Source organism: Polaromonas sp. P1_F6 (genome assembly GCF_056405695.1).
Genome location: NZ_JBFUBQ010000005.1, coordinates 30418 through 50267, shown reverse-complemented (window position 1 = coordinate 50267; position 19850 = coordinate 30418). Strand labels below are relative to the sequence as shown.

Sequence of the window (19850 nt, the reverse complement as noted above, 5' to 3'; positions counted from 1 at the left end):
CATTGCACCAGGAATGAGGCGTACCGCAGGTTGTGCGAAACGCCCCGCGCGTGGTGTGCCGGTCAGGCGGCCAGGCGGCGCTCGATCGCGGCTTTGGTCTCCTCCAGCTCTTTCGGCAGGTGATGTTCGAGTTGCTTGAACAGTTCGGCGTGCAGTTCCAGCTCCTTGAGCCAGGCGGCCTTATCGATGCTGGTCACGGTCTTGAACTGCTCGGCGCTGAAGTCCAGGCCGGTCCAGTTCATGTCTTCATAGCGGGGGCTGACGCCGGTGATGTGCTCGACGCCCTGGCCCTTGCCTTCGATGCGGTCGATCATCCACTTCAGCACGCGCATGTTTTCGCCGTAGCCGGGCCAGACAAACTTGCCGTCTTCGCCTTTGCGGAACCAGTTGGCCGTGAAGATTTTCGGCAGCTTCGCGCCCGAGGCTTCGAGTTTCTGGCCCACGTTGAGCCAATGCTGGAAGTAGTCGGCCATGTTGTAGCCGGCAAAAGCGATCATCGCGAACGGGTCGCGGCGCACCACGCCAACCTGGCCGGTGATGGCGGCCGTGGTTTCGGAGCCCATGGTGGCGGCCATGTACACGCCTTCCACCCAGTTGCGGCCTTCGGTGATCAGCGGCACGGTGTTCGAACGGCGGCCGCCAAAGATGAAGGCGTCAATCGGCACGCCGGCAGGGTCGTTCCAGGCCGGGTCCAGCGCCGGGTTGTTGGTGGCGGCCACGGTAAAGCGTGAATTGGGGTGGGCGGCCTTGGCGCCGGTTTCCTTGGCGATTTGTGGCGTCCAGTCCTTGCCTTGCCAGTCGATCAGGTGCGCCGGCAATGCCTTGCCGGGGGCGTCCTGCTCCATGCCTTCCCACCAGACGTCGCCGTCGTCGGTCAGGCCGACGTTGGTGAAGATCACGTTTTTGTCCAGGCTGCGCAGGCAGTTGGGGTTGGTCAGCATGTTGGTGCCCGGTGCCACGCCGAAGTAGCCGGCTTCCGGGTTGATGGCGTAAAGGCGACCGTCCGCACCCGGCTTGATCCAGGCGATGTCGTCGCCGATGGTGGTGACCTTCCAGCCTTCAAAGCCTGCCGGCGGCACCAGCATCGAGAAATTGGTCTTGCCGCAGGCCGAAGGGAAGGCCGCCGCGACGTGGTACTTCTTGCCTTCGGGCGAGGTCACGCCCAGGATCAGCATATGTTCGGCCAGCCAGCCAGGGTTGCCGGAGCCGTCTTGCGAAGCCGCGCGGCCCATGTTGGAGGCGATGCGCAGCGCAAAACACTTCTTGCCCAGCAAGGCGTTGCCGCCATAGCCGGAGCCGTAAGACCAGATCTCGCGCGTTTCGGGGTAATGCACGATGTACTTGGTTTTGTTGCAAGGCCATTTCACATCTTGCTGGCCTTCGGCCAGCGGCGCACCCACGGTGTGCACGCAGGGGACGAATTCGCCGTCGAGGCCGAGCACGTCAAACACGGCTTTGCCCATGCGCGTCATGATCTTCATGTTGACGGCCACGTAAGGGCTGTCGGACAGTTCAATGCCGATGTGCGCGATGGGCGAGCCAAGCGGGCCCATGCTGAAAGGCACCACGTACATGGTGCGGCCCTTCATGCAGCCATCAAACAGGGGCTGCAGTGTGGTGCGCATTTCAGCGGGGGCCATCCAGTTGTTGGTCGGGCCGGCGTCTTCCTTTTTGGCCGAGCAAATGAAGGTACGGTCTTCCACGCGTGCCACGTCGGTCGGGTCGGAGCAGGCCAGGAAGCTGTTCGGGCGCTTGGCTTCGTTAAGCTTTTTGAAGGTGCCGGCGTCGACCAGTTGCTGGCACAGGCGCTGGTATTCGGCGTCGCTGCCGTCGCACCAATAAATGTTGTCGGGCTTGCACAAGGCCACCATGTCGGCAACCCAGGCAATCAGTTTGGCATTCTTGACGTAGGGGGGCGTGTTGAGGTTAAGCCCTTGCATCGCGGGGTGGTTCATCGAAAAAACTCCAAAGTTAAAAAGCGTTATTTCGGGAAATGTCGCGCGGCAACCTGGATGGTTGCGACACGGAGACGTTTATCGAAATAAGGCTTGGAAGCTTCCCTTTGCACAACAAACAGGTCCCGGTCGGCGGGCGGTGCGCAAGCTTCAAAAGTGCTGCGGCGCAATGACAAAAAGCGGCAGCGTGAGGCTGCTTTTCATCTTCCACGGATCGGCCAGTCCAATTCATTTTAAGAAGATCAGCGCGAGTTACCTGTAAGTTACAGGCAAAAGTTATGCATAACCGGCATGAGGTTATGCATAGACTGCGCCGGGGTTCCGGCAGTCATGACATCGGGGTGAAGAATGCCTGGACGGCCGTTTCGGCCCGCAGTTTCAGGCCGGTTCCTCGGTGAACAGGCTGAAGGGGTCGGGAAGTGGGCCGGGAAGAGAGTGGAGAAGAGGGCGCGGAGCCCCGGAAACAAAAAAGTCCGCAAGATGCGGACTTTCGGGGTGAGAGCGGGGGCTTTCAGGCCATGTAGATGGCGATAAACGCCAGCAGGAACATCAGCACGCCGCCCACCACGGGCAGAACAATGGGGATCAACGGAACGATCGCGTCGACGGCATCCTGCTCCTGGGCGGGAGTGGCGCTGTCGTGGGCTGCATTGGTGGTGTGGCTGGCTGGACTGGACATGGGGTTGATTCCTGAAATGCTTGAGAGTCTTGGCAGATTTTACCTGCATGAAGATGGTTACATGAAGATGCGGGCGACAAAGATGCCCGGCGCCTGGCTTGCGGTACCCTTTGCCATGCTTATTTGTGGAAGGAATACATGAAATCCCCAGCCCATTTCGCGCCTCAGCGGCGGTTCCGTTTTTTTTCAGCCGGTGCTGTTTTGTCCGCCGTGGCCCTGTTGTCGGCATGTGCTTCCGGCGGTCCCAACAGCGCCTCGGCAAAGCCCGTGCTCTATCCCAACGCCACCCTTAACCGGGTAGGTGACGCGCAAGGCCAGGCGGAGGCCAGCGCCTGCATGTCACGGGCCTCGGCCGCCGGGCTCAGCCCGTCGCAAAGCACCAACGAAGTCGGCCGGCGTGCCGGTGAAGGCGCAGCCGTCGGGGGTGTGGCTTCGGCGGTGGGTGCGCTGATCACCGGGCGCGGCGGCGAAGGCGTACTGCGTTCCGGCGCCGCGGGCGCCGCCGTGGGCGGCTCTGCGGGTGCGGTGTCAGGCGCGTTTCACAACGACAAACCCAACAGCACCTACCGCAGCTTTGTGCAGCGTTGCTTGAGTGAAAAGGGTTTTGAGGTGATTGGCTGGAATTGACGGGTCCCTCGCAGCGCTCAGTGCTGCTCTGACGCCTCGAAGCCGGCCGCATTCAGCGCCGCCAGCACTTGCTGGATATGGTCGCGCCCGCGTGTCTGGATCACCAGCTCGATCTCCACGTTCTGGACCGAGAGCATGGTGAAGGCGCGCTGGTGATGCACCTCGTCGATATTGGCCCCGGCGTCGGCCACAGTGGCGGTGATCTTTGCCAATGAGCCGGGAATGTCACGCACACTGACCTTGATGCGGGCCAGGCGCCCGGCGCGCACCATGCCGCGCTCAATGATGGCTGCCAGCAGCAGCGGATCGATGTTGCCGCCGCACAGCACCAGACCGATCTTTTTACCTGCAAAACGCTCCGGGTACTTCAGCAGCGCTGCCAGCCCGGCCGCGCCGGCGCCTTCAACCAGGGTTTTCTCGATCTCGAGCAGCATGACCATGGCCTGCTCGATATCGCCCTCGTCTACCAGCACCAGGTCGTCAACCAGCTTCGCGATGATGGCCTGCGGGATGACGCCCGGCGTCCCCACCGCAATGCCCTCGGCGATGGTGCTGGTGCCCTGGGGGTGCCGGGTGCCCTTGATCGCATTGACCATGCCCGGGAAACGCGAGGTCTGCACACCGATGATTTCAATGCCGGGCTTGATCGCCTTGGCCGCCGTGGCCATGCCGGCAATCAGGCCGCCACCGCCGACGGCGATAACCAGCGTTTCGAGGTCGGGTTGCGCGTGCAGCATTTCCAGCACCACCGTACCCTGGCCCGCGACGATGGCTTCGTCGTCGTAAGGGTGCACGAAGACCAGGCCCTCCCGCTCAGCCAGCGTCAGCGCGTGGGTGCGTGATTCGTCCAGCGTATCGCCGTGCAGCACCACTTCGGCGCCAAAACCCCGGGTGCGTTCGATTTTGACGCCCGGCGTGAAGCGCGGCATCACGATCACGGCCCGTATGCCCAGGCGCTGTGCGTGGTACGCGACGCCCTGGGCGTGGTTACCCGCACTCATCGCGATCACGCCGCGGCGCCGTTCATCGGCTGAGAGCTGGGCCAACTTGTTACAGGCGCCGCGCTCCTTGAAGGACGCCGTGTACTGCAGGTTCTCGAACTTCAGGTAAATCTGCGCGCCCGTCAACTGGGAAAGCGTCCTGGACTCCACGCAGGGCGTATCGAGCAGGTGGCCCTGCAGGCGCTGGGCGGCTGTTTCTATATCTTTGAGACTGAGCATGGGAATTCCTCTGCGGGGCTATGGTGGGATTGTGCGGGATCATCTTTGCGCATCTTCGCAGGAGTTTCTGTGGTGCATTTCACACGTGGGGGTACAAGTAGCGTCTTCCATGATGCTTCAAGCTGCGTTATGGTGGAGTCTCATTGAACCAGGTCGCATCTGCGGTGCTCATAGCCAGTGAGGCGACGGTCTCGAAGCAGGGTATCTCACAGGCATGTCTACCAACCGTGTAGTTGCAAAGGGAGGTTTGTCCATGAGCAAGCGTTCCGTTAGCGAGCAGCAGTGGCTGCTGTCCCCCGGGCTGAAAGAAGCGCCGGTGCTGGACCTGATGTGCTCGCATTTCGTGCTGACGCTGGCGGCAAGGCAAGGCGCGAAGTTCAATGTGCGCCGCGACCTCAACAGCCTGCTCTCGCTTTCGGGCCGGCATCTCGTGTGGCCCCTGCCAGCGGTGCAGCGGTTGCGCGAGTTTCTTGGCCGCCGCTGCAAGGACAACGAGTTCTGGCGCGGCCATGAAAGCCTGACCGACACCGAGTTCATGGCGCGCCACGGCGCCTGGCGCGGCCCTTATGAAGAAGGCACGCTGTTCTTCTACCTAGACGAGCATGCGAAGGACCAGCCCAAGGACCTGCTCTCCGTGCTGGCCGCCACCGGCGAATGGCTGACCCAGGCGCTCAAGAAACAATCCACGCTGGTCGAGAAAAACATCGATGCACTGGCCAACCTGTTGCAGCTCAACCGGGCCGAGCGTGCGCTGTTGCTCTACGGCACCCTGGCGCGCTACCAGCGCGACCTGCGCTCCCTGCTGGTGGAGTTCAAGGTCAACAATGCCCCCGAAGCGTATGCCGCCATCGCCGACGTGGCCGGCGTGAAGGCGCCCGAGGTTGCCGAAGCGCTGCGCGCCGGCTCGCGCCTGGAGCGCATCGGCATGGTTGAAAACCTGATTTCCGAGCACAACATCACCGACCTTGCCGACCTGATGAAGGTGAGTGAAAAACTGCCGCCCGTGCTGATGCGCGAATACCGCGACCAGAACGAGCTGATGGCGGTCTTCACACGGCCGGCCGCGCACAGCAGCCTGGGCCTGGCGGACTTCGCTTTTGTGCAGGAGGATGCGCAGGTGCTGGTGTCGCTGTTGCGCAATGCGGTGGCCGGCAAGGAGCAAGGCGTGAATGTGCTGCTTTACGGCCCGCCCGGCACCGGCAAGACCGAACTGGCCAAGGTGGTGGCGCAGGCCGCCGGCCTGGACCTGTTCGAAGTCGAATATGCCGACCGTGACGGCAACTCGCTCAGTGGCCGCGACCGCTACCGTTCGCTGCAAATCGCCCAGGTCTTCCTGAAGGGCAGCACGCACTCCGCCTTGCTGTTTGACGAAGTCGAAGATGTGTTTCCGCCGATTTCCAGCGAAGCCGCGCAGCTGATGGCGCGCTCCGAACAATTGCCCGTACCTGCCAGCGGGTCGGTCAGCGGCAAGGCCTGGGTCAATCAGATCCTTGAATCCAACACCGTGCCCACCCTGTGGGTCACCAACCGCATCGAGCAGATCGACCCTGCTTTTCGCCGGCGCTTTGCCTACCACCTGGAACTCAGGTCGCCGCCGCCGGGTGCTCGTGAAGGCCTGGTGCGCAAAACACTGGAAGGTGTTCATGTCAGCGATGCCTTTGTGGCCAAGCTGACGGCCCGCAAGGGCCTGACGCCCGCGCAAATACGCACGGCTGTCCGGTTTGCCCGGCTGGCCAGCGCGCCTGAAGACGCGGTAGACGCACAGGTGGACGCAGAAGGCATGCACGCCATCCTGTCGGGCGGCAGGCCGCTGTTGATGGAGTCGCTGATCGAGCGCCAGCTCAAGAATGCCGATGTGGCGCTGGGCAACAGGGCGGAAACTTCCGGCCGGCGCAACGCGACCACCTATGACCTTTCCATGCTCAATGTCGAATCCCGGTTCGAGGTACCGCGTATCGTCGAGGCACTGAAAAGCCGAAGCCACGGCAGCCTGTGCTTTTACGGCCCGCCGGGCACGGGAAAGACGGCATTGGCCGAACACATCGCCAAAGCACTGGATTTGCCGCTCATCATCAAGCAGGCCAGCGACCTGATGAGCAAGTATGTCGGTGAAACCGAGCAGAATATGGCAGCGATGTTCCGCGAAGCCGAAGCGGAAAAAGCCGTATTGCTGCTGGATGAAGCGGACAGCTTCCTGCAGGACAGGCGCGGCGCCCAGCGGACCTACGAGGTGACTGAGGTCAACGAAATGCTGCAGGGCATGGAGCGCCATGCGGGCATCTTCATCTGCACCACCAACCTGCTTGAAAGCCTGGACCAGGCGGCGCTACGGCGTTTCACCTTCAAGATCAGGTTCATGCCGCTGACTCACGCGCAGCGCGACCAGATGTTTGTCACCGAAGCACTCGCAGGCGACGCCGACCGGCTGACGGCGCCGCTGCGGGAGAGGCTCGGCAAACTGGTGCAGCTGTGCCCGGGTGATTTCGCGGCCGTGAAGCGGCAGGTGGATATTCTCGCGGCAGAGTTTTCCAGCGAGGAATTTTTGGCCCAGCTGGAGGCAGAGCACCGCATCAAGCCCGAGGTACGCGAAGGGCGGGCCATGGGGTTCATGCAATAGGAACAGGCGCTATTACAGACGCTCCGTCAGGGCCGGATTGCTATCAAAAGAATAGCCGCTTGCGCCCGTCACTATTGGTCTGAGGCCTGATTTTTATACGCAAGCCAGGTTGGCTTCGTTTTTACGCCGCACATCCTCGCTGACCTTCAGCTGCGCCTGCCGCACGATACGGCCGCCTTCAATCCACAGCAATTGCCCGGGCTGCAGCTGCTGCCAGTTTTCATTGAGCGTCAGCGGCTGGGTGGCGACGACACACAACCGGTCTTCCTGGACATTGGTTTGGGCAAAGTCGATGCTCAGGTCGGCGTCAACGAGCTTGGCGTGTGAAAACGGCCATTCCCGCACCAGGTAATACAGCCGTGTGGAGCAGTGCGCGAACAGGGCTTGCCCGTTGGAGAGCAGGTAGTTGAATACGCCATACTCGCCCGTGCCTTCGCTCATGCTGCAGAGGGTTTCAAACACCGTGTCCAGCGAGCAGGGTTCGCGCGGGCTGATGGCCTTGAGTTTTTCCATCAGGGCGCAAAAAGCGCGTTCGCTGTCGGTGGTGCCGACGGACTGGTAGTTGCCGCCCAGGGCGGGAAAGTAGTTGATCAGGTCGCCGTTGTGGGCAAACAGCCAGTGGCGGCCCCAGAGCTCACGGGTGAACGGATGGCAGTTTTCCAGGCGCTGTGGATCGCCCTGCGTCGCCTTGCGGATATGGGACACGACATTGCAGGACTTGATGGCGTAGCTTTTGAGGAGCTCGGCCACGGGTGAGGTGGCGGCTGGCTGGCTGTCCATAAAAATGCGGCAGGCCTTGTCTTCAAAAAAGCCGATGCCGAAGCCGTCGCCATGATGGTCCGTCAGACCACCGCGTGCGGCAAAACCTGTGAATGAAAAGCGAAGGTCTGCGGGTTTGGCGGCATTCATTCCGAGGAGTTGGCACATTCCTCTAGTGTCCCAGAATCTTGGAGAGGAAATCCTTCGCCCGGTCGGTCTGCGGGTGGTTGAAGAAGTCCGTGGGCGTGTTCTGTTCAACAATCTGGCCCTGGTCCATGAAGATCACGCGGTCGGCTGCTGCCTTGGCAAAGCCCATTTCATGCGTCACGCAAAGCATGGTCATCCCCTGATCGGCGAGCGAGATCATCACGTCCAGCACTTCCTTGATCATTTCAGGATCCAGCGCGGATGTCGGCTCGTCAAACAGCATGATTTTCGGCGTGAGGCACAACGCGCGCGCTATCGCAACGCGCTGCTGCTGGCCGCCCGACAGCTGCAGGGGGTACTTTTGCGCCTGCTCCGCGATGCGCACCCGCTCGAGCTGATGCATGGCCCGCTCGGTCGCTTCCTTTTTGGACAGGCCCGCGACCCAGGTGGGCGACAGGGTCAGGTTTTCAAGCACGGTCAGGTGCGGAAACAGGTTGAACTGCTGGAACACCATGCCGACCTGCCGGCGCACGGCATCAATGGCCTTGATGTCGTCGCCGAGGACGGAGCCGGCCACGGTGAGCTTGCCTTCCTGGTAGTCCTCCAGGGCATTGATGCAGCGGATCATCGTGGATTTGCCCGAGCCGGACGGCCCACAAATCACCAGGCGCTCGCCCTGCTGCACGTCCAGCTGCAAGTCGCGCAGCACATGGAAATTGTTGCCATACCATTTGTTGACTTTGTCAAAGCGGATGATGGGGTCGCTCATGGGGATCCTTGGTTTTTGTCAGCGGGCCTTGCCCACAGCCAGCCGCCGCTCTATCCAGAGGCTGTAGCGGGACATGGCGAAGCAGCAGGTAAAGTAAATCGCGGCGATAAAGAGGTAAGCCTCAATCTTGAACGGCCGCCAGTTCGGATCGGACCCGACAGCCAGCGACAGGGCCCCGGTGAGTTCATACAGCGACACGATGGTCACGAGGGAGGTGTCCTTGAACAGCGAAATGAAGTTGTTCATGATGCTTGGTACCACCGTACCCAGGGCCTGCGGCAACACGATCTTGATCTGTGTCTGCCAATAGCCCAAGCCCAGGCTGGCGGCTGCTTCGGTCTGGCCTTTCGAGAGGGACTGCAAACCACCCCGGACAATCTCCGCCATATAGGCCGCGGCAAACAGCGTGATGCCGACGATCACCCGGATCAGCACGTCGGGCGATTTGCCGATGGGCATGAACAGCGGAAACATGAAGCTGGCCATGAACAGCACGGAGATCAGCGGCACGCCACGAATCAGCTCAACGTAAATGACGCACAGGGTCTTGATGGCGGGCATGTTGGAGCGCCGCCCCAGCGCCACCGCCACCGCAATCGGGAAGGCAATCGTCATGGAGATCACCGTCAGCATGACGGTCAGCGGCAGGCCGCCCCACTGGTCGGTGGACACTTTGGATAGCCCGAACATGCCGCCGCTCATGAGCGTGAAGAACGCCGTCAGGACCACGACCCAGATCAATCCCAGCCAGGGTTTCCAGAACCAGCGGCTGCAGCTTGCAACCACCAGGCCCAGCAGCAAAAAGGTTGCCAGCTCCGGCCGCCAGTGCTCTGTCAGGGGGTAGCGGCCCAGCAGGATGATGCGGGCTTTTTCGTTGATCACGCCCCAGCATGCGCCTATGCCGCGTGCGGCCTGGCAGGCATCCGCGTCGGCCGCGGTCACGGCATTGAACACCGCCCAGCGAAGGGCCGACGAGGCGGCCCACAGCAACAGGGCGATGACCCCGACTGACACCAGCGCATTGCCGACGCTGGAAAACAGGTTGTTGCGCAGCCAGGGGCCCGGGCCCTCCATCTTGATGGGGGCCGGGCGCGGCGCGACGGGAACAAAGGTCTGGTTCATGTCAGCGTTCCTTGATGGCGGCGCGGCTGTTGAACCAGTTCATCAGCGCAGAGGTGGCCAGCGATGTGGTGAGGTAGATCAGCATGATGATGGCAATGCATTCGACGGCGCGGCCGGTCTGGTTGAGCGAGGTGTTGGCAATCGACACCAGGTCGGGGTAGCCCACGGCAACGGCCAGTGACGAATTTTTGGTGAGGTTCAGGTACTGGTTGGTCAGCGGCGGGATGATGACCCTCAGCGCCTGGGGCAGCACCACCAGGCGCATGGAGTGGCCGCGCGAGAGTCCCAGCGATGCGCTGGCCTCGTGCTGGCCCAGCGAGACCGAGGCAATTCCGGCGCGGACCACCTCCGCCACAAAGGCCGAGGTGTAGAGCACCAGCCCGAGCAGCACCGCCAGGTATTCAGGCGACAGCGCGCCACCGCCCTCCACCTGGGTTTCCGTCAGTTTCGGCAGGTTCCATTCGGAAGGTGCACCACCGGCCAGCCAGCCCAGCAGCGCACCGGCCGCGACCAGTCCCAGCACCACCCACAACACGGGGCGCGTATGGCCGGTCTGGTCAAAGTGGTGGCGTGCCCGGCGCGCATAAACAAACCCCGCCACACCACCGGCCGCCATGCCGACGAGGGCCAGCGTCTGCCCGAGATGCCACACCGGAAAGGGGTAAGACAGGCCGTTCTTGCTGATATACACCAGGCTGCCGATATGCAGGGCCTGGTCAATGGCCGGCAGGTATTCCGTGAACAGCAGGTACCACATCAACAGCTGCAGCAGCACCGGAATGTTGCGGAACATCTCGATATAGCCATAGCACAGGCCGCGGATCAGGGCGTTTCGCGAAAAGCGTCCCACGCCCAGCAGGGTTCCCAGCACGGACGTGAGCACAATGCCCACCACGGCCACGCGCAGCGTGTTCACCAGCCCCACGAGGAAGGCTTTCCAGTAGGGATCAATCGAGTCGTAATTCAGCCAGCCTTCCCCGATGTCGAAACCGGCGGGCTGAAACAGAAAATCAAAGCCGCTCTGGATGCCGCGCGTCTTCATGTTGCTCATGGTGTTGCTCACGAGCAGCCACACGAGGAAGACGATCAGGCTGACGGCCAGGATCTGGTAGACAACGGCGCGCGCCTGCTTGCTGCGCCAGGAAAAAACTCTGCGCCGCAGCGCCGGCGCCGGCCGCGCGGGAATCAGGGAGTGCTCGGACATAAGGCGGTTACCCAAGTAAAACGGGCCGCTCGTCAACGGATGGTTGCGAGCGGCCCGTTGCGTTCAGCGCATCGGAAGGAGTCGTTCAGCGCACCGGCATGGCGTACATCTGGCCGCCTTTATTCCATTGATTGTTTTGGCCGCGCGGCAGTGCCAGGGGCGTTTTGGGGCCGACGTTACGGTCGAAGATTTCACCGTAGTTGCCGACGGCCTTGACGGCGCGAACCAGCCATTCCTTGTCCAGGCCCAGCAGCTTGCCGGTGTCTTCGCCACTACCGGTCAGGCGCATGACCACCGGGTCTTTGCTTTCCTTGGTCATGGCATCGACATTGGCCTGGGTCACGCCATATTCTTCCGCTTCGATCATGCCGTAGATCACCCATTTGACAATGGCGAACCATTCATCGTCACCGCGGCGCACCATGGGGCCCAGCGGCTCCTTGGAGATCAGCTCCGGCAGGATCAGGTGGTCGGCCGGTACTTTGGCCTCCTTGTTGCGCACCGAGGCCAGGCCGGATGCATCCGTGGTGTAGGCCTGGCAACGGCCGGAGAAGTAGGCGGCGTTGACGGCTTCCTGCTTTTCAAACACGACGGGCTTCATGTTGAGGTTGTTGGCCTTGGAGAAGTCCGTCAGGTTTTTTTCCGTGGTGGTTCCGGACTGTACGCAGACCGTGGCGTTTTTCAGCTGCTTGGCGCTTTTGATCTTGCTTTTCACCGGGACCATGAAGCCCTGGCCGTCGTAGTAGGTGACGGCGGTCATGTGCAGGCCCAGAGAGGCGTCGCGCGTCAGCGAGAACGTGGTGTTGCGCGACAGGACATCAACCTCGCCGGACTGCAGGGCGGTAAAGCGCTGCTGGGCGTTCAGGGGAACCCACTTGATCTTGCTGGCGTCGCCCAGCACGCTGGCGGCGACGGCTTTGCAGACATCCACGTCGAGCCCGGTCCAGGCGCCGTTGCTGTCGGCAGAGGAAAACCCCGCCAGCCCGACGTTCACGCCGCAGATGACCTGGCCCCGTGCCTTGATGGCGTCCAGTGTCTTGCCGGCATGGGCAGGTGCCATGGCCGCAACAGTGAGGCCGGCCGCTGCAAGGGCAACAAGTCCATGTTTCTTTACGAGTTTGATCACGAGGATTCTCCAGTCAATAAGTAGGTCGACATCAGCACGAACCATGCCAATGGCGGATGCTAGCCCAACTATGGCGGGTACCTCTCAGGGCAAGCCCTTACTAGGCAAAGGCTAACCACGGCGAAAGATGCATAACCTTATGCGGGAATACGGCTGACAGGGAACCCCAATCATCCCCGGCACAATGGCCTTCTGACAGCTTGCTTGCGCCGGTGGTACCGCAGCCAGGCAAGTTCCGGGTGAGTCCATTGGTACGAATCTTGCGCCGCATTTCCGCAAGGGCTGAATTTTCTGCTCCGGCTTTTGTCGGGTTCTGATGGACTTGCCGCGGACCTCATCCCCCAAACCCGAGCGGCCCCGTTGGAGCCTGCGGCCGGGGGAGGGGTTTCACGTCTTGATGCATGTTACGAAAGCTCAATAACAATGGCTTTTCTTGAAGACTTGCGGGTGGCGCAGGAAGGCGTCTTGTCCCTGGGCTTCTGGGCATTGCAGGTGTACCGGTTGGGGCACCTGCGCTACCGGTTTCAGTCCAGGTTGGTGCGTTATCCGCTGGGTGCCGTGCACTTGGTGCTGGCCAAACTGGCTGAAATGTTTTGCGGCGTCACGATTGGCGTCTCGGCCCAAATTGGGCGGCGCCTGGTGATTGAGCATTCCGGTGCGATTGTGGTGCATGGCCGGGCCGTGATCGGGGACGACTGCATCATCCGCCAGGGCGTCACCATCGGCAACCAGCGTATCGACAGGCCGCTCGAGGCGCCGCACATCGGCAACCGCGTCAATATCGGCGCCGGCGCGAAGATCCTGGGGGCTGTACGGATCGGGGACGACGTCGACATTGGCGCCAATGCCGTGGTGATCACCGACGTCCCCGCCGGAGCCCTTGCCGTGGGTGTGCCGGCCCGCATTATTTTGAGGAGCCGTGACGATGCTTCCTGAAGCCAGCGAAACGCCTTGCACGGTCAGCATCGTCATCAAGGCCCTGAATGAAGAAAAGCGCATCGTGGCCGCGGTGGAAAGTGCACTGGCGGCCGTCCGGATGGTCGGTGGCGAGGTCGTGCTGGCCGATTCCTGTTCCAGCGACCGCACCGTGGCGCTGGCGTCTGCCTATCCCATCCGTATCGTGCAGCTGGCACGTGCCAATGAGCGCTGCTGCGGCATCGGCCCGCAGCTGGGTTACCAGCATTCGGCAGGCGAATTTGTGTACATCCTGGATGGCGACATGGAAATGCTGCCCGGGTTTTTGCCGCAGGCGCTGGCCTTCATGCAGTCCCACCCCGACGTGGCCGGCGTGGGAGGGCAGGTCGTTGAAATGAACACCAGCAGCCTGGAATACGTGGCGCGCGTGGAGCGCGGTTTGGGTCATATGCAGGCGGGCATGGTGGACCGGCTGGACATGGGCGGCCTGTATCGCAGAGCTGCGGTGGAGCAGGCCGGGTATTTTTCAGACCGCAACCTGCACAGCTATGAAGAGTTTGATCTGGCCATGCGCCTGCATGCCCGGGGCTGGAAGCTGTGGCGCCTGGGCACCGATTCCGTGCGGCACCATGGCCACGATGCGCCTCCCTATCAATTGCTGGTGCGCCGCTGGCGCAGCCGCTACATCTGCGGCCTGGGCGAAGTGCTGCGCGCGGCCTGGGGTGAGTCGCACCTGGGGCTGGTGCTAACGCGGGTGCGCGAGTTGCGGCTGTATGTCGCCGTGCTTGCGTGGTGGGCAGTGTTGCTTGCCGTTCTGGTGGTTCCCATGCCGTGGACAGCGCGCATCGGAGCCTTCTCCGGCATTGCAGCAGCACCCGTCCTGTTGATGGCATGGCGAAAACGCAGCGCCACCAAAGCCGTGTTCTCGGTCGTGTCGTGGTGCTTTAACGCCGCTGGCCTGGTACGCGGGTTGTTGACACCGCAGCGCCCTGCGCGGGCTGCCATAGACAGCGTCGAAATCCGCAATACGTCTGGCGCAACTTAAGCGGCCGGGCTGCCGGCACCGCACGGGAATCGGCCATCGGAAGCGAGGGCCTAATCCGCCCCGGCGCAGACGCGCAGCACTTCGGCCCCGTAGGCCTCGAGTTTTTTGACGCCGATACCACTGATGCCTTCGAGATCGGCAATGCCTTGCGGCGCGCGTTCTGCAATGGCACGCAAGGTTGCATCATGAAAGATCACGAAGGCCGGCAGGTTGTGTTCGCGGGCGACTTCGGCGCGCCAGGCTTTCAGGCGGGCCAGGCGCTCCAGTGCACCGGCATTGAGCGAGGCTTCGGCCATGCCTTTGGCGGAGGTCTTGGTGCCTTTTTTGGAACTGCCTTTGCGCCGTTCACCGGCGCCGGCCGACTGCTCGCGCAGCATCACGCTGACTTCGCCTTTGAGCACCTGGCGTGCATCAGGCAACAGCTGCAACGTGTTGAACGCATCGGGGTCGACCCGCACCATGCCCTTGGCGATCAATTGGCGTAACACGCCACGCCACTGCACTTCGGACAGGTCGGCGCCAATGCCGAAGGTGCTGAGCTTGTCGTGGCCGTACTGCAATACTTTTTCGGTCGCCTTGCCGCGCAGGATGTCCATCAGGTGGCCTGCACCAAAGCTGATGCCGCTGGCCTGCTGCACGCGGTAAATGCAACTGAGCATCTTGCGTGCGGCTTCGGTCGCGTCCCATACCACCGGCGGCTGCAGGCAGTTGTCGCAGTTACCGCAAGGCTGACTGTCTTCGCCGAAGTAATGCAGCAGGCTGACACGCCGGCAACGCGTGTCTTCAGCCAGCGTCAACAAGGCATCCAGCTTGCCGCGCATGACCTGCTTGAACTCTTCGCTGGCGGCTTCGCTGGTGTCTATCATGCGGCGCTGGTTCACCACGTCCTGCAGGCCGTACGTCATCCAGGCGTTGGCGGGGAGGCCGTCGCGGCCGGCACGGCCTGTTTCCTGGTAATAGCCTTCGATGTTTTTCGGCATGTCCAGGTGCGCGACAAAACGCACGTCAGGTTTGTCGATGCCCATGCCGAAGGCAATCGTTGCGACCATCACTGTGCCTTCCTCGCGCAGGAAGCGGTCTTGCCGCTGCTGGCGCAGGGCACTGTCCAGGCCCGCGTGGTAGGCCATGGCCTTGAGGCCGGCATCCTGCAGGGCTTCGGCAATTTCCTCCACGCGTTTGCGTGACTGGCAATACACAATGCCGGCTTCTCCGGCGTGTTCGCTTTCAATGAATCGCAGCAGCTGGCGTGTGGCGTCGGTTTTTTCGACGATGGTGTAGCGGATGTTCGGCCGGTCAAAGCTGCTGACGAATGCGCGTGCGTCTTCCAGCTTGAGCCGCTCGATCATGTCCTGCCGTGTCAGCGCATCCGCGGTCGCCGTCAGCGCGATACGCGGCACGTTCGGGAAGGTTTCGTGCAGCAGGCTCAAGGACCGGTATTCGGGCCGGAAGTCGTGGCCCCACTGACTCACGCAATGCGCTTCGTCAATCGCAAACAGGCTGAGCAGGCCGCGTTCATGCAGCGAGCCGAGCAGTCCCTTCATGCGCGGGGTGTTGATGCGCTCGGGTGCGGCATAAAGCAGCGTCAGCTCGTTGCGCAGCAATTGCTTTTCAAGCTGGCTGCTTTCTTCAAAGCTTTGTGTCGAGTTTAAAAATGCGGCGGACACGCCGGCCTCATGCAGGGCGCCCACCTGGTCATGCATCAGCGCAATCAGCGGCGAGATCACCACCGTGACCCCGTGGCCGGCGTTTTGCCGCACGATGGCCGGGATCTGGTAGCACAGTGATTTGCCTCCGCCGGTGGGCATCAGTACCAGGGCATCGCCGCCGCGAACTACATGGTCCACGATGGCCTCCTGCGGGCCGCGGAAGCTGTCGTAGCCAAAAACCCGGCTGAGCACGTCCAGGGGTGTCGGCAAAGGCGCAGAAATGGGCAGTGAAGACAAGGTGTTAAGCCGGAAAGTCGGTGTGGTGAAAATGAGTGCTATGAAAATAGGAGCTGCTTGCGCAAGATCCATAAGGGCTGGAGGCCTGTTTGACACATAAATAGCGGGGAAAACCGGCTACATCTGCTCCCAGGGCAGGCCGTCAAAGCGCCAGCCGGAAAGGGTGGAGCGCTGGAACTGTTCGTCGAGCTCACCTTCAAAGCCGTGCACCACATGCTGCACATCAGAAAAGCCGGCTGCTTCCAGGGCCTTGCCGGCGTCCAGCGTGCGCTTGCCGGAGCGGCAGATCAGCAGCACCGGCTGCGCCTTGCCGGCAGCTTCGCGCGCCACGGCGTCGGCGAACTTTTGCGGGTCTGGCTGCAGGTCGGGGTATTCGTACCACGGCACGTTGACCACGCCTGGGGGGCGGCCGACGTACAACGACTCGATCTCCATGCGCACGTCCACGAACAGCGCGTCGGGATGCGCCTGCAACCAGGTCCAGGCTTCTTTGGGTTGAAAGTTTTTCATGTTCAGGGCAATACCCCTATTGTCGTCTAACGCCCCACGCTTTTCACTTCGTGTAATGCGCTGCCCCCCAAGGGGGCGCTGCGCCTGCGGCCCGGCAAAGCCGGTTCCGCAGCCCCTGCTGGTTGAAGAGAACCCATCGAAGTCTGCTGAAAAAGCTGCCGCGCCTTAAAATCGAGGCCATGAAGCCAATCATCTACACACGCGGCCAACAACTGCCGGCCATCCTGGAACAGCGTATCGCCATCCTCGACGGTGCGATGGGCACCATGATCCAGCGCTTCAAGCTCAACGAGGCCCAGTACCGCGGCGAACGCTTCAAGGACTTCCACAAGGACGTGAAGGGCAACAACGAGTTGTTGAGCCTGACGCGCCCCGACGTGATCCAGGACATCCATGAGGGCTACCTGGCTGCGGGCGCCGACATGATTGAAACCAATACCTTCGGCGCGACTACCGTGGCGCAGGCCGACTACGACATGGCCGACCTGGCCGTCGAGATGAATTACGAGTCGGCCCGCATCGCCCGTGCCGCGTGCGACAAGTTTTCAACACCCGACAAGCCGCGTTTTGTCGTCGGCGCCCTCGGCCCCACGCCCAAGACGGCCAGCATCAGCCCCGACGTGAACGACCCGGGCGCGCGCAACACCAGTTTCGAGGAGCTGCGCAAGGCGTATTACGAACAGACGGAGGCGCTGGTCAAGGGCGGCAGCGACGTGCTGCTGGTCGAGACCATCTTCGACACGCTCAATGCCAAGGCGGCGCTGTTTGCCATTGACGAATACTTCGACAACTCCGGCGAGCGCCTGCCCCTGATCATCAGCGGCACCGTGACCGACGCTTCGGGCCGCATCCTGAGCGGGCAAACCGTGACGGCCTTCTGGCACAGTGTGCGCCATGCCGCACCACTGGCAGTCGGCCTCAACTGCGCACTGGGCGCCACCCTGATGCGCCCCTACATCCAGGAGCTGGCCCGCGTGGCCGGCGACACCTTCATCAGCTGCTACCCCAATGCCGGCCTGCCCAACCCCATGAGCGACACCGGCTTTGACGAAACACCCGACGTGACGTCCCGCCTGCTGCGCGAGTTTGCCGAGGAAGGCCTTGTCAACATCGTGGGCGGTTGCTGCGGCACCACTCCGGATCACATAGGTGCCATCGCCCATGCGGTTGCGCCGATCGCCAGCCGCTCCCTGCAGCGCGGCGCCTTCTACAAAGAGGCCGCCTGAGGGCAGCGCTGCCCCGTATCACTTCCGGGTGATGCCGTCGGGTAGCCGAAAAAGCCGGTTCTCTGATGCGCGTGTACTTAATAAGTATGCATATGAGATGACGTGCCCGGCGATGTCCCGAAAAGTCATATTTCGCGGCTATAGTCAGGCCCCTTTGCCGAACCCTGTTTTCATTCTCCGGCGCTGCGCCCTGCAGCGTTGATGGTTCGGCAAAACAACGCAACACAACACAACCAAGGAAATCATGAAGGTGGGTTTATTCATCAAGGCCGCAGCGGCATTCACGTTGGCGATGACGGCTTTCGCAGGCCATGCACAACTGTCGCCCCAAAAACCGGTGACGATCGTCGTGCCCTATCCAGCCGGCGGCCCGCTGGACAACGCTGCGCGCATCCTGGCCGAGAAGCTGCGTCCCCTGCTCAAAACCGAAGTCACGGTTGACAACCGGCCGGGGTCCGGCGGAAACGTGGGTGCGGCCCTCGTCGCCAAGGCGCCTGCAGACGGCCATACGTTGGTGATGGGGGCGGTGGCCACCCATGCCATCAACCCATGGCTCTACCCGAACATGCCCTACGACGCATTGAAGGACTTCACGCCCATCACGTTGGTGGCGCGGGTGCCGAACGTGCTGGTCATGAATGCCGAGACGGCCAGGCGGCTGAAAATCAAGGACACCAAGGACCTGATTGCCTACGCACGCAAGAATCCCGGCCGGCTGAACTATGCCTCCGGCGGCAATGGAAGCGCCGGCCACCTCGCGGGCGAGCTGTTTAAAAGCCTGGCCAAGATCAGCGTGGTGCACCTGCCTTCCAGCGGCTCGGCCCAGGCGCAGGCTGGCCTGCTGTCCGGCCAGACCGACCTGATGTTCGACAACCTGGCCTCTGCCAGCGCCAACATCAAGTCGGGCAAGCTGGTCGCTTTTGGCGTGACCACCATCAACCGCTCCAGCAGCTTCACGGAAATTCCGACCATCAATGACGTGTTGCCCGGCTTTCACATCAGCACCTGGTTCGGCATCTTTGGCCCGGCCAACCTTCCCAAAGCCACGGCAGACCAGCTTCAGCGGGCATTCGCCGACGCGCTCAACACGCCCGATACCGCGGAAAAGTTTGCACGCATGAGCGCGACCCCCAGCCCCATGAGCTCTGCCGACTTTGCCTACATGGTGATGAAAGAGCACGCCGATTATGGACGCCTGATCAAGGTCGCCAAAATCAAGCTCGACTAAATCGAAAGGGCGGAAAGGGCGGAAAGGGCGGCTAGCCTGGCGCCTTCCCCGCTTTTCTGCCAGACGGAAATCAGCCCGGCATCAGCCGGTCGATTTCCTGCTGCATGGCTTGTACCAGCTGGCTGTACATCTTGAGTTTTTCGCTGGTGTCGCGCAGCCGTTCGGCGATGCGCAGTGAAACGGCAAACATCAGTTTGGCCGCAGTCACCGGTTGCTCTTCCCCCATTTTTTCAAGCGCTGCGCGCGACAGCACGGCGCAGCTCACGTCGCTGCTGGCAGTGCATGACGCCAGCCGCGCCTGGCCGTCGACCAGGCCCATTTCGCCGATCAGGCTGCCGGGGCCCAGCACCGTGATGGTGACCGGCGTGCGGCGGCTGACCACAATGCTTTCGACAGTGACTTCGCCTTCGAGCAGCAGCACCATATAACCGGTATCGCTCTTGTCGCCTTCGCGGATGAAGGTCGTTCCCTCGGAAATCCTGCGCGGCGTCATGTAGCTGACGACAGTGAAAGCCTCTTCGGGCGTGAGCTGCATCAGGGCGGTTGGTGCAATCAGCAGCCTGGCGGCAAGCTCGGCCGTGCTGGAGCCCTCAATGGCCCGCATGCGGTCTTTGGGACGCATGGACTCGGGCGCATCGGGCGTTCCCCGCTGTTTTCTGCCGAACAGGTTTTCAAACATGGTGGCTCCGGCTATCCCCTGGACTTTTGTTGGTATCTCTTGCCATTGGTGCAAGGATATGGCGCGGGCGGCGTTCAGC

17 protein-coding genes are annotated in these 19850 nt (G+C 62.1%); 6 read left to right on the top strand and 11 right to left on the bottom strand.

Features of this window, described 5'->3' with window-relative positions; all coding sequences use genetic code 11:
- Positions 1-62 precede the first annotated feature (62 nt).
- Entirely contained in the window at positions 63-1955 is a 1893-nt protein-coding gene (locus AC1DY9_RS15645) for a phosphoenolpyruvate carboxykinase (GTP) (RefSeq protein WP_477666996.1), read from the bottom strand.
- 511 nt (positions 1956-2466) lie between these two features.
- A complete protein-coding gene (locus tag AC1DY9_RS15640; RefSeq protein WP_164483721.1) occupies positions 2467-2634 on the bottom strand; it encodes a hypothetical protein in 168 nt (55 codons plus the stop codon).
- Between the two features lie 138 nt (positions 2635-2772).
- Between AC1DY9_RS15640 and AC1DY9_RS15635 the strand changes: the two genes are divergently transcribed.
- Complete coding sequence (locus AC1DY9_RS15635; protein WP_457281771.1) at positions 2773-3261, top strand: glycine zipper family protein; 489 nt, start codon at positions 2773-2775, stop codon at positions 3259-3261.
- A gap of 17 nt (positions 3262-3278) precedes the next feature.
- On the opposite strand, the gene AC1DY9_RS15630 is transcribed toward AC1DY9_RS15635, so the two are convergent.
- Positions 3279-4481 carry a threonine ammonia-lyase gene (locus AC1DY9_RS15630; protein WP_457281770.1) on the bottom strand — a complete coding sequence of 401 codons (1203 nt, stop codon included), beginning with the start codon at positions 4479-4481 and terminating at the stop codon, positions 3279-3281.
- Between the two features lie 253 nt (positions 4482-4734).
- Here AC1DY9_RS15630 and AC1DY9_RS15625 point away from each other — a divergent pair, with 253 nt between their 5' ends.
- The gene (locus AC1DY9_RS15625) at positions 4735-7098 is read left to right on the top strand and encodes an ATP-binding protein (RefSeq protein ID WP_477666995.1); all 2364 of its coding nucleotides are present in this window, start codon (positions 4735-4737) and stop codon (positions 7096-7098) included.
- A 93-nt stretch (positions 7099-7191) separates the two neighbouring features.
- Here the strand turns inward: AC1DY9_RS15625 and AC1DY9_RS15620 are convergent, their stop codons facing one another.
- The 5 genes from AC1DY9_RS15620 to AC1DY9_RS15600 all read right to left on the bottom strand — a co-directional run bounded on the left by AC1DY9_RS15620 (position 7192) and on the right by AC1DY9_RS15600 (position 12159).
- Positions 7192-8025 carry a class II glutamine amidotransferase gene (locus tag AC1DY9_RS15620; RefSeq protein ID WP_457281768.1) on the bottom strand — a complete coding sequence of 278 codons (834 nt, stop codon included), beginning with the start codon at positions 8023-8025 and terminating at the stop codon, positions 7192-7194.
- Positions 8026-8029: 4 nt separating this feature from the next.
- Entirely contained in the window at positions 8030-8773 is a 744-nt protein-coding gene (locus AC1DY9_RS15615) for an amino acid ABC transporter ATP-binding protein (RefSeq protein ID WP_477646928.1), read from the bottom strand.
- 18 nt (positions 8774-8791) lie between these two features.
- Positions 8792-9895 (bottom strand): amino acid ABC transporter permease, encoded by a 1104-nt coding sequence (locus AC1DY9_RS15610; protein WP_477666994.1) that lies wholly within the window; start codon positions 9893-9895, stop codon positions 8792-8794.
- Position 9896: 1 nt separating this feature from the next.
- Positions 9897-11099 carry an amino acid ABC transporter permease gene (locus tag AC1DY9_RS15605; protein WP_477666993.1) on the bottom strand — a complete coding sequence of 401 codons (1203 nt, stop codon included), beginning with the start codon at positions 11097-11099 and terminating at the stop codon, positions 9897-9899.
- An 85-nt stretch (positions 11100-11184) separates the two neighbouring features.
- A complete protein-coding gene (locus AC1DY9_RS15600) occupies positions 11185-12159 on the bottom strand; it encodes an amino acid ABC transporter substrate-binding protein (RefSeq protein ID WP_457282080.1) in 975 nt (324 codons plus the stop codon).
- 489 nt (positions 12160-12648) lie between these two features.
- On the opposite strand from AC1DY9_RS15600, the gene AC1DY9_RS15595 reads away from it, so the two are divergent.
- Together AC1DY9_RS15595 and AC1DY9_RS15590 are read left to right on the top strand one after the other, a co-directional pair.
- Positions 12649-13161 (top strand): serine O-acetyltransferase, encoded by a 513-nt coding sequence (locus tag AC1DY9_RS15595; protein ID WP_457281764.1) that lies wholly within the window; start codon positions 12649-12651, stop codon positions 13159-13161.
- The gene (locus tag AC1DY9_RS15590; protein ID WP_477666992.1) at positions 13151-14185 is read left to right on the top strand and encodes a glycosyltransferase family 2 protein; all 1035 of its coding nucleotides are present in this window, start codon (positions 13151-13153) and stop codon (positions 14183-14185) included. The genes AC1DY9_RS15595 and AC1DY9_RS15590 overlap by 11 nt, the downstream gene beginning before the upstream one ends.
- A gap of 50 nt (positions 14186-14235) precedes the next feature.
- Here the strand turns inward: AC1DY9_RS15590 and recQ are convergent, their stop codons facing one another.
- Positions 14236-16128: a DNA helicase RecQ gene (gene recQ / locus AC1DY9_RS15585; RefSeq protein WP_477666991.1), complete on the bottom strand. Its 1893-nt coding sequence runs from the start codon at positions 16126-16128 to the stop codon at positions 14236-14238.
- Between the two features lie 117 nt (positions 16129-16245).
- Positions 16246-16638 carry a rhodanese-like domain-containing protein gene (locus tag AC1DY9_RS15580; protein WP_457281761.1) on the bottom strand — a complete coding sequence of 131 codons (393 nt, stop codon included), beginning with the start codon at positions 16636-16638 and terminating at the stop codon, positions 16246-16248.
- 179 nt (positions 16639-16817) lie between these two features.
- Between AC1DY9_RS15580 and AC1DY9_RS15575 the strand changes: the two genes are divergently transcribed.
- Complete coding sequence (locus tag AC1DY9_RS15575) at positions 16818-17864, top strand: homocysteine S-methyltransferase family protein (RefSeq protein ID WP_477666990.1); 1047 nt, start codon at positions 16818-16820, stop codon at positions 17862-17864.
- Between the two features lie 244 nt (positions 17865-18108).
- Positions 18109-19092, top strand: coding sequence for a Bug family tripartite tricarboxylate transporter substrate binding protein (locus tag AC1DY9_RS15570; protein WP_457281759.1), 984 nt, complete (start codon positions 18109-18111; stop codon positions 19090-19092).
- Between the two features lie 70 nt (positions 19093-19162).
- On the opposite strand, the gene AC1DY9_RS15565 is transcribed toward AC1DY9_RS15570, so the two are convergent.
- Positions 19163-19771: a Crp/Fnr family transcriptional regulator gene (locus AC1DY9_RS15565; protein WP_457281758.1), complete on the bottom strand. Its 609-nt coding sequence runs from the start codon at positions 19769-19771 to the stop codon at positions 19163-19165.
- Positions 19772-19850 lie beyond the last annotated feature (79 nt).